The 13,770-nt window shown below is 66.9% G+C and carries 10 protein-coding genes; 2 read left to right on the forward strand and 8 right to left on the reverse strand.

Features of this window, described 5'->3' with window-relative positions:
* Position 1: 1 nt before the first annotated feature.
* From lldR to QRO91_RS02910, 4 genes are all read right to left on the reverse strand, one after another.
* The gene (gene lldR, locus QRO91_RS02895) at positions 2 to 766 is read right to left on the reverse strand and encodes a transcriptional regulator LldR (protein WP_049429032.1); all 765 of its coding nucleotides are present in this window, start codon (positions 764 to 766) and stop codon (positions 2 to 4) included.
* A gap of 53 nt (positions 767 to 819) precedes the next feature.
* Entirely contained in the window at positions 820 to 2,478 is a 1,659-nt protein-coding gene (gene lldP, locus QRO91_RS02900; RefSeq protein ID WP_049429033.1) for an L-lactate permease, read from the reverse strand.
* Between the two features lie 232 nt (positions 2,479 to 2,710).
* A complete protein-coding gene (locus tag QRO91_RS02905) occupies positions 2,711 to 3,163 on the reverse strand; it encodes an MgtC/SapB family protein (protein ID WP_049429034.1) in 453 nt (150 codons plus the stop codon).
* Between the two features lie 126 nt (positions 3,164 to 3,289).
* Entirely contained in the window at positions 3,290 to 4,048 is a 759-nt protein-coding gene (locus QRO91_RS02910; protein ID WP_049429035.1) for an SDR family NAD(P)-dependent oxidoreductase, read from the reverse strand.
* A gap of 447 nt (positions 4,049 to 4,495) precedes the next feature.
* Here QRO91_RS02910 and QRO91_RS02915 point away from each other — a divergent pair, with 447 nt between their 5' ends.
* On the forward strand, positions 4,496 to 5,449 hold the full coding sequence (locus QRO91_RS02915) for an AraC family transcriptional regulator (RefSeq protein WP_049429036.1): 954 nt from the start codon (positions 4,496 to 4,498) through the stop codon (positions 5,447 to 5,449).
* Between the two features lie 122 nt (positions 5,450 to 5,571).
* Here QRO91_RS02915 and QRO91_RS02920 read toward each other — a convergent pair whose 3' ends face one another.
* The 3 genes from QRO91_RS02920 to QRO91_RS02930 all read right to left on the reverse strand — a co-directional run bounded on the left by QRO91_RS02920 (position 5,572) and on the right by QRO91_RS02930 (position 9,448).
* Positions 5,572 to 7,482, reverse strand: coding sequence for a CocE/NonD family hydrolase (locus tag QRO91_RS02920; protein ID WP_049429037.1), 1,911 nt, complete (start codon positions 7,480 to 7,482; stop codon positions 5,572 to 5,574).
* A 221-nt stretch (positions 7,483 to 7,703) separates the two neighbouring features.
* Positions 7,704 to 8,090, reverse strand: coding sequence for a DUF4440 domain-containing protein (locus tag QRO91_RS02925; RefSeq protein ID WP_049429038.1), 387 nt, complete (start codon positions 8,088 to 8,090; stop codon positions 7,704 to 7,706).
* A complete protein-coding gene (locus QRO91_RS02930) occupies positions 8,090 to 9,448 on the reverse strand; it encodes an MFS transporter (RefSeq protein ID WP_049429039.1) in 1,359 nt (452 codons plus the stop codon). Before QRO91_RS02930 ends, QRO91_RS02925 begins: the two co-directional genes overlap by 1 nt.
* Positions 9,449 to 9,553: 105 nt before the next feature.
* On the opposite strand from QRO91_RS02930, the gene QRO91_RS02935 reads away from it, so the two are divergent.
* Positions 9,554 to 10,459 (forward strand): LysR family transcriptional regulator, encoded by a 906-nt coding sequence (locus tag QRO91_RS02935; RefSeq protein ID WP_197650547.1) that lies wholly within the window; start codon positions 9,554 to 9,556, stop codon positions 10,457 to 10,459.
* 180 nt (positions 10,460 to 10,639) lie between these two features.
* On the opposite strand, the gene QRO91_RS02940 is transcribed toward QRO91_RS02935, so the two are convergent.
* Positions 10,640 to 13,435: a beta-glucosidase gene (locus tag QRO91_RS02940; RefSeq protein ID WP_080355000.1), complete on the reverse strand. Its 2,796-nt coding sequence runs from the start codon at positions 13,433 to 13,435 to the stop codon at positions 10,640 to 10,642.
* Positions 13,436 to 13,770 lie beyond the last annotated feature (335 nt).

Below are 13,770 nucleotides of genomic sequence, written 5' to 3' on the forward strand. Positions count from 1 at the left end.
GTCAACCGTGTGGGGAAGGTAGACGCGAGGCCCGCGCACGCCGGGCTTCGTTGTCATCGAGGGTGCGCAGCGTGGTGTGCACGAACTCGAGGTGGGCATGCGCGGCGGCGCGCGCGCGTTCCGGGTCGCCGGCCAGCACCGCATCCATCATCTCGCGGTGCTGGTCGGACAGCGGCGAGAAGGTCCTCGCCGAGGTGTAGAGCTTCTCGCGGCTCTGCGAGATGTTGGTCTGCAGCAGCTCGAACAAGCCTCGCATCACCTGCAGCAGCACCAGGTTGTGCGAGGCCTCGGCGATGGACAGGTGGAAGGCCGCGTCGGCCTCGGCCTCGCCGGTGGGGTCGTCCTTGCCGTGCGCATCCATCATGGTCTGGAACGCCTGCGCGATGCGCGCGCGGTCCTCGTCGGTGGCGCGCAATGCAGCATGCCAGGCGGTGGCGCCTTCCAGTGCGTGGCGGATCTCAAGCACGTCGAAGCGGTATTCCGGGTCGCCCTGGAACAGCGGCAGGTACGGCGCCAGCGGTTCATCCAGCGCTTGCCTCGCGCGCGCCGCAGGTTCGGCTACGTAGGTGCCGCCACCGACGCGTGCGGTCAGCAGGCCTTGGCTGGCCAGCTGCGCGATCGCTTCGCGCAGCGCCGTGCGCGAGACCCCCAGCTGCACCGCCAGGGTGCGCTCGGCCGGCAGCCGGTCACCGGGCTGCAGCCGTTGTTCCTGCACCAGGCCGCGCAGCTGTGCGGCCACCTTGTCGGAAATGCGTTGCATGCTCATGGCGCCATTGTGGCCCGAAGCACGCGGCAGAGGGATGGCCGGCGTGGCATGGCTCAGGGAATCATCCAGGTCAGCCAGTAGGCCTGGGCCAGGGTGATCAGGCCGACCATCGTGGTGAAGACCAGGCTGTGCTTCACCGTGAAGCGGAACAGGTCCGATTCCTTGCCGGCCAGGCCGACCGCCGCACAGGCAATGGCAATCGACTGCGGCGAGATCATCTTGCCGGTGACACCGCCGGTGGTGTTGGCCGCTACCAGCAGCACGTCGGACACGCCGATCTGCTGCGCTGTGGTGGCCTGCAGTGCCGAGAACAACGCATTGGACGAGGTGTCCGAACCGGTCAGGAACACGCCCAGCCAGCCCAGGAACGGCGAGAAGAACGGGAACGCATCGCCGGTGTGCGCCAGCGCGAGGGCGAGCGTGGCCGACAGGCCCGAATAGTTGGCGATGAAGGCGAACGCGAGCACCATGCCGATCGAGTAGATCGGCATGCGCAGCTCACGCACGGTCTCGCCGAAGGTCTGCAGCGCCGAACGGGCCGGCATGCGCAGCGCGATGATCGCGATCACCGCCGCGAGGATGATCGAGGTCCCGGTGGCCGAGAACCAGTCGAATTTATAGACCGCCTCATAGCTGAGCGGCGCGTCCACGATCGGCGGCATCTTCTGCACCAGCTGGTCCAGCCCCGGCACCGGAATCTTCAGCACCCAGCCTTCCAGCGGGCCGCCCGCCGCGAACAGCGACTTGAACGGCTTGATGCTCCACAGGGTGACCATCGCAGTGAGGATCAGGAACGGCGACCACGCCTTGGCGATCTGGCCAACGCTGTAGCGCGGCGCTTCCAGTGCCTGGGCGGCCGCTTCGGCGCTGGTTTCAGTGTCGAAGCGGAAGATCCGCACCGGCTTCCAGCGGCGCAGGAACAGGGTCAGGCACACCAGCGACGCCAGCGACGCGGTGATGTCCGGCAGTTCCGGGCCGATGAAATTGGAGGTCAGGTACTGGGCGATGGCGAACGAGCCACCCGCAACCAGCACCGCCGGCCAGGTTTCCTTGATGCCGCGCCAGCCATCCATGATCGCCATGATCCAGAACAGCACGATGATGGTGAGGAAGGGCAACTGGCGGCCCGCCATCTGGCCAATCTCGAACGCATCCAGCCCCGTGACCTGCCCTGCCACGATGATCGGAATGCCCATGGCACCAAAGGCCACGGGCGCGGTGTTGACGATCAGGCACAGGCCAGCCGCATACAGCGGCTTGAAGCCCAGCCCAACCAGCAGCGCCGCGGTGATCGCCACCGGTGCGCCGAAACCGGCCGCACCTTCCAGGAAGGCACCGAAGGCGAAGCCGACCATCAGCATCTGCAGGCGCTGATCTTCGGTGACCGACAGGATCGAGGCGCGGATGATGTCGAACTGCCCGGTCTTGACCGAGACCTTGTACAGGAACACCGCGCCGATGATGATCCAGGCGATCGGCCACAGCCCATAGACGAAGCCGAAGCCAGCCGCACCCAGCGCCTGGGTCAGCGGCATGCGGTAGAACAGCAGCGCAACGCCAAGTGCGATGGCCACGGTGATGGTGCCGGCCAGCCAGCCCTTCATGCGCAGCACGGCCAGGGCAACGAAGAAGAACGCGATCGGCAGCAGCGCGATCAGGCTCGACAACCACAGGTTGCCGGCGGGGTCGTACAGGTGTTGCCAGGGCTGCATGAAAGCTCTCGACTGGGGGCGGGATGTGCTCCACCGCAGGCGGTGGGTCGCCGTGCCTGTCGATCATTGGTCTTACCAATATCGATCTTGATCAGGCCACGTAGAGCGGATTTAACCGCCACACTGACGAAGCGCCTATTAGACCATAGGGCTAGATCACATATTGGTCTTACCATTATGACTACCCGTGGTAGTGCCGGCCGCTGGCTGGCAACCTCGTCCGCCCCCTCCCCTATGAGATCTTCTTCTCCAACCGCCGCATCACCGCCAGCACGAGCACACACAGCACGCTCACTCCAATGGCGATCACGTACTTGCTGATCCCCACCGCAATCCCGATGGCCGCCGCCATGATCAACGAGCTGGCAGTGGTCAATCCGCTGACCTGGTCTTCGCGCGAGCCGCGCAGGATGGTGCCGGCGGCAACGAAGCCGACACAGGCCACCACCGCTTCGATCAGACGGACCGGGTCGACCTGCAACAGGTCGCGATAGCGCTCCTGCTGGAAATGTTCGGCGACCGAGTCGCCGAGGCCGACGATCAGCGCAGCGGCCCCGGCGATCAGCATGTGCGTGCGCAGGCCGGCGGCGTGCTTGCCCATTTCGCGCTCGACACCGAGCACGCCGCCGAACAGCATCGCTGCGGCTACGCGCAGCAGGATCGAGACATCCTGGGTGAGTTCCATGGGCAGGCTCCGGGAGTTTCCCGGAGCGTCGCGTGGCGATCGTGGGACGGGGGTGAAGGCGATGGCACGCCTTCTTCACCCCACGCTGTCATCCACGCATGGCGTGGATCTACTGACCGCATTCGCTCACTGCGCCAGGTAGCCACCATCGATGGCGTAGTAGGTACCGGTCGCGAACGAGGCATCGTCGCTGGCCAGCCAGGCCACCAGTGCCGCCACTTCCTCGGCCGTGCCCAGGCGTTTCAGGGCGTGGCGCCCTTCCAGCGTCGTGCGCACCTTCGGGTCCATCTTCTCCAGCAGCGGCGTGCTGATGAAGCCCGGGCCGACCGCGTTGACACGAATACCGTCGGCAGCATGTTCCCACGCGGCTGTCTGGGTCAGCCCGACCACGCCGTGCTTGGCCGCCGCGTAAGCGGTGGAACCGGCATACCCCACCTGGCCCAGGATCGAGGCCATGTTGATGATGCTGCCGCCGGTTCCAGCGGATCGCATTGCCCGGATCTGCGCACGCTGGCACAGGAACACGCTGGTGAGGTTGACGTCGATGACCCGCTGCCAGCCATCGATCGGATAGTCACCGCTGCTGGCGGCCGGCCCGCCGATACCGGCGTTGTTGACCGCCACATGCAGGCCGTCGAGTTCGTTGATCGTGCGCTGCACCGCCGCCTCCACCGCGGCATCGTCGGTGACGTCCAGCGCGATGCCAATCGCCTGCGCACCGGCATCGCGCAACTGCGCCACGGTCGCATCCACCGCATCCTGCTTCAGGTCCCAGACCGAGATCCGCGCGCCGGACGCCGCCAGGGTCTGCGCCACGGCCAGACCAATGCCGGACACACCGCCGGTCACGATCGCGGTCTTGCCGGTGAGTTGGTAGTCAATCATCTGCGTTCTCCATCAGTGGGGATATCGAAGTGGCCTGCAGCAGCCAACCGCCCCACCCTACGCGCGTGCCTGTGATGGCCTGGCTGACACCGCGTCTACGGGCGATCGTTCCAGCCATGAAACCTCAACTCAAGTTGATGTATGGAATTACGTACGGATATGCATGCAAAACGCCTGCGTATGCTCGGCGGCATTTTCACTTTGGCCGTAATCGTCAATCGTTTTGACCCTATTGGAATCAAAAGCGCGCGAATCGAGGCGACAATGGGAAACGTTTCCAGTTTCTTCGACACACTCCATTCAACCTGGCGTTTCCCCAGCCATCCAGAGTGCCCACGCCACTGCTTCCCAGCATGCCTGCGCGGGTAACGACCGGATCTGCATCTGCGTTGCAGAGCGCGTGGGCGAGGTAATGCCAGCGTCCACCTCCAAAGTACGTGCCGAGCGATGTCCCGATACTTCACTTTTGCCGATTACCGCCGCTTTGGCCACCGTCATGGCTTCGATTACCGCGCTGACCCGGAACACCTGCGCGACGACCAGTGGGCCGGCCATGGCGAGGTCAACGAGCAATTCCTGCGCGGCGGCATGAGCCTGATCGCCTCCGACGTCCATAATCGCTTTCCTTATGTAGCGACCGCCCAGCAGAGCCCCGGCCTGGCCATCCGCGTGATGCTGCAGGGCCAGGTCGATGTGCGCATTCCGCGACGCGGTGGTTTCACCCTGCGCGCCGGCACGGCGATGACCGCGCACCACCGCGAGCAGGTCGAGATGACCGGTGCGCATCCCGGCGAAACGCGCATGCGCGGCGTCAGCGTCATGGTGCCCGGCCAGATCGATCCGGATCTGTTCCATCTGCCGCAGCTGGAGACCGCGCTCAACAGCCACCTGGAATGCCGCCACTGGGCCATTCCGCATACCCTGCTGCCGGTACTCGGCCAGTTGTTCGACAGCCCATGGGAAGATGGCATCGACGCCTTGTGGCGCGAGGGCGTTGCACTGCAGCTGCTGGCCGTTGGCCTGAAGGCCGAGGATCTGCAGACCGACCATGTACGAACGCTGCGGGCCGGCCAGCGCGAGCGCCTGGAGCGCGTGCGTGCCTACCTGCATGACGACCCCAGCCACGCCCACAGCCTGGTCGAGCTGGCGCAGCTGGCGTGCATGAGCCCAAGTTCGCTGCGCCGTCATTTCGCCCAGCAGTACGGAAGCTCTGTGTTCGACTACCTGCACGAACAGCGCATGCGCCATGCCGAGCAGGGCCTGCGCGAGGACGGCTGGACGGTCGAGCAGGCCGCTGCCGCCAGTGGTTACCGCCACCCCAGCAACTTCGCCGCTGCATTCCGCAAGCGCTTCGGCCTGGTCCCCAGCCGCTGGCGCACGGGCCCCTCGAAGGTGGGGTGAAGACCAGTGCCTTGGTAGGTGTCGACCTTGGTCGACACGCTCTCGCGCCATTGCAGTTGCCGGCCAGCGGCCGGCACTACCGCAGCCGCCGGGCATCGCACACCCGGCGGATCTCACCAACCTCAATACACCGGCAGATCGATGTAGCTGGCCTGCGCCGCACTGTGCCAGACCCGCTGCGTGGCCTTCTGGTAATCGCCCGGCTTGGCCAGGTAGATGTTCGGCACGTAGGTCTGCGGGTTCCGGTCATACAGCGGGAACAGGCTGGACTGCACCTGCACCATCACCCGGTGCCCCTTCTGGAAGGTGTGGTTGGCGTTGGGCAGGTCGAAGCGGTACGGCAGCACCTGGTTGGCCGCCAGCGGCTTCGGATCACTGAAGCTCTCACGATAGCGGCCGCGGAAGATCGCCAGTGACACCGGCAGCTCATAGCCGCCCATCTCCGGCGCCGAGGCCTCCTGGTCCGGATACACATCGATCAGCTTCACCACCCAGTCGCTGTCGGTGCCGCTGGTCGAGGCCTGCAGGTGCACTACCGGCGCGCCGCCGATGCGCAGTGGCGCGGTCAACGGTTCGGTCATGAAAGTCAGCACGTCCGGGCGACCATCGACGAAGCGCTGGTCCTTGACCAGCCAGGTGGTCCACATGTCGCGGTCACCGAAGCGGACCGGACGCGGCACGAACGGCACCGGCTTGGCCGGGTCGGACACGTACTCCTCGAAGTCGCCCTCGCCCGCCGCCGGCGCCTGGAACGCCAGCTTGCCGCCGGCACGCAGGTACAGCGGCTTGCTGCTGGCAGCACAGCCCTTGTCGCAGCTGCGCGGCCAACCCTTCAGGCGATCCCAGTGATTTTCGCCGGTGTTGTAGATCAGCACCGGCGGCGTGTCGGCCTTCGGCGCACCGTCCACCAGGTACTGGTCGAAGAACGGCTTGAGCACATCGCGACGGAACTGCAATGCGGTATCGCCATCGAACTTCAGCGCGCCCAGCTCACTGCCACTGTAGTTCACCTGGCTGTGTCGCCACGGGCCCATCACCAGGTAGTTGCGGTTGTTGCCGCTGTCGCGCCCTTCCATCGCCTGGTAGGCGTGGTTGGCACCCCACATGTCCTCCTGGTCCCACAGGCCCTGCAGCCACATGGTCGGCACCTTCAACGGTGTTTTCGCCATTACCGCGTCCAGCGCCTGGCCCTGCCAGAAGCCGTCATAGGCCGGGTGCTCGACCAGCTTCTTCCACCAGGTCAGCTGGTCCACGCCGGTGAAACGCGCGTAGTCGCCAGCCGAACCGATGCGCAGGAAGGTGCTGTAGTCATCGTAACCGAGGCTGGGCAGTGGCGTACCCTTGCCACGCTTCTCGGTCTGCATCGCGAAATAGTTGAAGTTGACCTGGCGGAATGCACCGTAGTTGAGCCAGTCGTCACCCATCCAGCCATCGACCATCGGGCTCTGCGGTGCGGCCACCTTCAGCGCAGGGTGTGGGTCGGTCAGCGCCATTACCACGGTGAAGCCCTCGTAGGACGAGCCGAGCATGCCGACCTTGCCATTGCTCTCCGGCACGTTCTTCACCAGCCAATCTATGGTGTCCCAGGCGTCGGTGGAGTGGTCGACCTGGGTGTTGTTCAACGGCCCGCGCAACGGCCGAGTCATCACGTAATCGCCTTCGGAGCCGTACTTGCCACGGATGTCCTGGAACACGCGGATGTAACCGCCGTCGACGAACACCTCGTCGCCCTGCGGCAGCAGGTCGCGCATGCGCGGCGAATCACTGCGGCTGGCGCGGCCAGCGGCATCGTAGGGGGTGCGGGTCAGCAGGATCGGGGCATTGCGGGCGCCCTTGGGCACCACGATCACCGTATACAGCCTGGTGCCATCACGCATCGGCACCATCACCACGCGCTTGTCGTAGTCACGACCGACATCAGGGGCAACGAAGGGCTTGCCGCTGATGTCCGGGGTCATCGGCGGGGTATCGGCGGCCAGCACGGTGCTGGACAGGCAAAGGGCAATGGCTACAGCGACGGCACGCACACGCATGGACAACCCCTCCCGGCAGGAAAGCCTCAAGCCTACTCCTGCCTTGAGCCATGAGGTGTGGGCGGACTTTGCATTCTGCGGCGGATGCAGGCAGGACTGATGGCACATGTGCGGCCGGGTAGGCGTGCGCAGACCCGACGCTGTAGAGCCGAGCCCACGCTCGGCTGCTTTTCGGGCAGGTTGCGGTGGCCCCAGCCGAGCCTGGGCTCGGCTCTACAACATCAGGCCGCCGGCACTTCGTGCAGGGCCAGCCAGCGCCAGCACCCGGCTTCCTGCCGCAGCACCGCCAGCGACTCCCGCCAAGCAGGCGTGCCGCCATCGATCGAATGGCCTTCGCGATAACGCAGCACCGCCAACGGTGACGGCGCTTCCACGGCCTGCACGGCCTCGATGCTGATCTGCAACCCGGCGCGCGCGCCATGGCCTCCCACGAACAGCGCCTGCACGGCATCGCGATCCAGCCGCCGCCCTGCGATGCCGACCATGCTGAAGTCTGCGCAGAAATGGGCCATCAGACCATCCAGCGCATCGGTGCTGACGTCGGCACGGAACCAGCCCTGCAGTTTGTCGTGCAGGTGGTGGATTTCATGTTCTGCGGTGGTATCCATCAGGCATTCTCGGGTTGCGGAAAGGAAAGCTGTTGCGGCCGGCGCAACAGCGCCAGGGGCAGCAGGGTAAGTACGGCGGCCAGACCCAGCGCCACGCCGGTGGCATGGGCCGGCAGCCATTGCATGGCCAGTGCCAGCAGCAGCGCGATGGCCGCAGTACCGAGGCAGAAACTGAGCTGGCGGTTGAGGTTCCAGAGGGCACTGGCATCGCCCAGCGCCTCCCCCTCCACGCCATGGAAGGCCAGCGTCTGCGCGGTACTGCTGCACAGGCTGCCGCCAGCGCCCATCAGCGCGAACAACAGCGCGGCCGATGCGAAGGCGGGCTGAGGCAGCAGCGCCATCAATAGCAGCCCACTGGCCTGCAGCAGCATGCCCACGCGCAGTACCGTGGCCGGGCCGAACCGGGCCAGCAGGCGCTTGCTGGCCGTGATCGCGATGGCCGAGGCCAGCGCCCACGGCAGCATCAATGCGCCGATGCGCGCGGCGCTGTAACCGGCCTGGTGCAGCTGCAGCGTGCTGACCAGCTGACTGCCGATGAACACGCCGGGCACTGCCAGATACACCAGCATTGCCAGCCGCAGCCTGCGATGGGACAGCAGCGACCAGCGCAGCAACGGGTGCGCCTGCCGTCGTGCATGCCGCAGGTGGAATGCCGCCAGCAGCAATGCGATCAGCAGCAATGCGGCACCGGCGGCCCGATGGTCGGGTTCGCCCAGCCAGGTCAGCGCCAGCAGCAGCGCGCCCAGCGCCAGCATCGCGGTAGACAGCGCATAGGCCTGCAGGCGCGGCGCACTGCGCGCGCCATCGGCCGGCATCCACGCCAGCACCAGTCCAATCGCCAGCACGGCCAGCGGCAGGCTGGCCCAGAGCACACCGCGCCAGGACAACCACTGCACCAGCAGCCCACCGAGCGCGGGCGCCAGTGCTGGTACCAGCAGCGCAACCAGCAGGATGCGGCGGGTCAGCGCGCCACGCTGGCCCGGCGTGCACTGTCGATAGGCGGCTGCCTGCGCCACGGGAATCAGCAGGCCACCGGCCAGGCCCTGCAGCAGGCGCCAGCCGAGCAGCCAGCCGATTCCTGGCGCTGCGCCAGCCAGCACAGCGGCGACCGCGAACAACAGCAACGCCACCAGCAGCAGGCGACGCTCGCCACAGCGCGCGGCCAGCCACGGCGCCAGCGGAATCACTACGCTCAGGCCCAGCATGTACGCCGTGCCGACCCAGGCCAGGGTGCTGACGTCGGCGTGCAGCTCCGCTGCCAATGCCGGATAGGCCACCGTGGCGATGAACATGTTGCCCAGATCCAGGGCGAATACCAGCAGGAAGATCGCCTCATGGCGCAGGCGGGGGGACGGCATCGGCGGCGCTCCAACAGGGAAGCGGCCAGCATGCCGTGCGGGCCTTGTTGGAAAAACACGACAGCAACTGCAACACTGTCAAATCCACTTTGACAATGAATTGCCATGGTCAGCCTCGATCGCTTCGATATCTTCCGCGCCGTGGTCGAGGCCGGCAGCCTCACCGCAGCAGCCGATCGGCTCGGCCTCAGCCGCGCGGTGGTCAGCTTCAACCTGAAGCGGCTGGAGCAGGAGCTGGGCGTGACCCTACTGCTGCGCAGCACCCGCCACCTGGCCCTGACCGAGGCCGGCGAACAGTTCCTGCAGCACTGCGTGCAGGCGTTGGACGCCGCACAGGCAGCGATCGATGCCGCGCGCCGCGACCAGCATCAGCTGCAGGGCGTGCTGCGCCTGACCACCACGCCGGAGTACGCCCAGCTACGCTTGATTCCTGCGTTGGAGGCCTTCCGTGCGCGGCACCCGGCCCTGCAGCTGCACCTGTCGACCTCACCGGCACCGGCCGACCTGATTCCCGAACGCTTCGACCTGGCCATCCGCCTCGGCCGCCTGCCGGATTCAGAGCTGCATGCCAGCGAGCTGGAACGCCATCCACTGTGCGCGGTGGCGGCTCCGTCCCTGCTCGTACGCCTGCCCTCTGCCGATGCTGCCGATGACCCCGTGCAGCTGGGCACCCTGCCCCGCCTGGGCTACCCGCGCCTGGCCGATGTGCCGGTGGTAGCGCCGGATGGCAGCGACGCCTTGTTTGCCACCAACCCGGGCAATGCGGTAGTGCGCGTAGATGGTGCCAGCAGCCTGCGCGCTTTCGCCGTGGCCGGCGCCGGGGTCATCGTGCTGCCACGTTGGCTGATCGAGGACGATCTGGCCCAGGACCGGCTGCGCCCGGTACTGCGCCAGCACCGCTTCCCGCAGCAGAGCGTGTACGCGGTCTACCCGCACAGCACGCAGCCCTCGCCGAAGGTGCGTCAGCTGATCGATTTCCTGCGCGGGTGGTTCACCGGCACGCCCGGGTGATGACGGCGTCCGCCGGGCGCGGCCTTCTGTAGAGCCGAGCCCACGCTCGGCTCCGCTCTACAACAGCCGAGCATGGGCTCGGCTCTACAGTAGATATCCGGTAGCGCCGGGCCGTGCCCGGCGAGCGCAGCGGCAATCTGCAAACAAACACGGCCCCTTCCGGGGCCGTGTCTTCAGGCATCAGCGCAGCACCTGCTCCACCAGCTGCACGTCCACGCTCTGCAGCGGCTCGGCCGCATTGCGCGACAGCTGCACCTGGTAGGTGCCGCCGTCGATCTTCCACTGGCGCGCCTGTGCATCGTAGTGGGCCAGGGTCTTCGGCTCGGCTTCGATGCGGATGCGGCGCTGTTCTCCCGGCTGCAGGTTCACCTTGTCGTAGCCGATCAGGCGGATCGGCGTGGTGCTGCCGGCCGGCAGCTTCAGGTACAGCTGGGCCACGTCGGCGCCGGCGCGCTTGCCGGTATTGCGGATGTCGACGCTGGCGACCAGGCGCGAACCCTCCACGCTCACCTTCAGGTTTTCATAGGCGAACGAGGTGTAGGACAGGCCGTGACCGAACGCGAAGGTCGGGGTCAGGCCCTTGGCCGCCATCCACTTGTAGCCGACGTTGGCGCCTTCGATATCGAAATCGAACACATCACCGAACGGCTTGGCCGGCTTGAAGCCGAGGCCGTCGATGTGCGGGCGCGGCAGCTGCGATTCGTCCACCACCCAGGTCACCGGCAGGCGGCCGGACGGGTTGGCCTGGCCGGTCAGCAGCGCGGCGATGCCTTCACCGCCGCGGATGCCCGGGTACCAGGCCTGCAGCATCGCCGGCACCTGCGCCAGCCAAGGCGTGCGCACCGGGCCGTTGGTTTCCAGCACCAGCACGGTCTTCGGGTTGGCCTTGGCCACTGCCGAGATCAGGGCATCCTGGTTGTCCGGCAGCTGCATGTCCGGCAGGTCCACCGATTCGGCGGCCCACTGGGTGGCGAACACGATGGCCACGTCGGCCTGCGCGGCTGCCTTGGCCGCAGCGGCGGCATTGCTGCCGTCCACGTACTCGATGGTCGCGTCCGGGCGCGCCGCACGCAGCGATTCCAGCGGCGAGGACGGGTGGAAGATCACCGGGCCCGGCCAGGTGGTCGGCAGCACGCCCGGCACCGCATTGGTGCCCTTGGCGGTCACGCCCACCATCGACGAACCACCGCCACCGATCACGCCCTTGTCGGCATGGCCGCCGATGATGACGATGCGCTTCACGCTGTCGGCAAGCGGCAGCAGGTTGCCCTCATTGCGCAGCAGCACGCTGCCTTCTTCCACTGTACGCTGGGCGACGGCGAAACCGGCCTCGGCATCGACCTTCTGGTGCTGCGGCGGATTGTCGAAGTTGCCATGCAGGAACATCGTGCGCAGGATGCGCGCCACCATGTCATTCAGGCGCGCCTGCGGCACCACGCCACCGTGCACGGCCAGGCGCAGCGGTTCATCGAAGAACACGGCCGCATCGAACACTTCACCGGCCGACTGCTGGTCCAGGCCGGCCAGCGCGGCCTTCGAACCACTGTGCACGCCGCCCCAGTCGGACATCACGAAACCGGGGAACTTCCATTCCTGCTTCAGCACCTGGTTCATCAGGTAGCCGTTCTCGCAGCCGTAGGTGCCGTTGATCTTGTTGTACGAGCACATCGCCACGCCCGGGCGGCCAGCCTCCAGCGCGATCTCGAAGGCCAGCAGGTCCGACTCGTGCATGGCCTGTTCGCCGATGCGCACGTCGTGGAAGTTGCGACGGGTCTCCATGTCGTTCAGCGCGAAGTGCTTCATCGAGGAGATCACGTGCTGGCTCTGCACGCCCTGGATCAGCGCGCCAACCATCGAGCCGGCCAGCAGCGGGTCTTCACCGGCGTATTCGAAATTGCGCCCGTTGCGCGGGTCGCGCTGCAGGTTGACGCTGCCTGACAGCAGGATGTTGAAGCGCTGCTGCCATGCCTCGCGGCCCATCGTGGCGCCACCGGCGAAGGCCACATCGCGGTTCCAGCTGGAGGCGGTGGACGGGCCGGACGGCATGGCGGTGGCAAAGTCACCCGGACGGATACCACCGGGATTGGTCACGCCGACGCCGGCATCGGCCGATTGCTGCGACGGAATGCCCAGCCGCGCCACGCCCGGCACGAAACCGGCCGAACCGACCGCGCCTTCCGGCAGCGGGCCACCGTCCTTGCCCAGCCCGAAATAGCTGTGCAGCATCTGGAACTTCTCGTCCTCGGTCATCGCCTTCAGCAGCAGCGCAGCGCGCGCATCGGCGTTGAGGGTGGTGTCCATCCACGGCCTGTCGCCATGTTTGTCGGCGGCATAGGCCAGGGTCAGCAGGGTGGCGCGCAGGGTACTGCCTTCCACCTTGAACGGCGCACTGCTGGCGGCCTGGAAGCCATCGCTGAAATAGCTGGCATCGGCTTCCAACGCCACACGCGCCGGATCGAAGCCTGCGGCCTTGGCCGATTCACCGGCCACCGCGCCGAGCAGCACCGCCGGTGCACCCAGCCGCGAACGGGTGACCAGCGCCGGCAGCTGCGCCGCACCTGCACCGGCATCGGTATAGACCGCCACGGTGTGGCGGCCGTCGTCCAGGCGCAGGTAGTTCAGGCCCGGCTGGTCGGGGCCGGATTCAGCGGCGATCGGCAGTCGGGTCAGCACGGCCTGGCCGCGCTGGGTCTGGCCATCGTCCTTGCCGGCAGCAATGAAGCGGTACTCGTAGCCCAGGCCATCGGCCAGCACCTGCAGCGGATCGACCTGGCCGATGCCGCGCTGCACCTGGCGCACGCTCACCGCGTCCACCTGCAGGGTCTTCAGCTGGGCGGCCAGGGCCGGCATCGCCTCGTCCGTCGGGGCCTGTTCCAGGGTCAGCACAGTGAACGCGGCGGGGTCGGCCCAGGCCGGGGCGGCCAGTGCGGCAGACAGGGCCAGGGACAGTGCAAGCGGCTTTGTAAACGTTTTCATCGGCAGGCGTAATTCCGTTGCCAAGGCAATCGGTCCAGGGAAAGTGCCGCCGAAGGGTGCAGCGTTCATGCCGCGCAGGGGTTGCCAGGCAACGTCCCGCAGGCCTATGGACGGGCCGGTCTGCGCGCGGGACCCTCCTCCCGGCGTGACAACCTGCCTGCCCAGGCCGCGCAGGGCGGCCCAATCCTGTGAAGATTGTGCGAGGGCGTTCACACCTGTCAACAGGACCTAAGTCACAGGGGCAACCCGGCCAGCGGTTATCAGGCCATCACCGGCGGTCATCAGCGCGCCGCGCGAGGCTGCCGATAATGAGGGTCCCTGGCCACGAACCGAGC

Source organism: Stenotrophomonas maltophilia group sp. Smal32, assembly GCF_030237085.1.
GTDB lineage: Bacteria > Pseudomonadota > Gammaproteobacteria > Xanthomonadales > Xanthomonadaceae > Stenotrophomonas > Stenotrophomonas maltophilia_Q.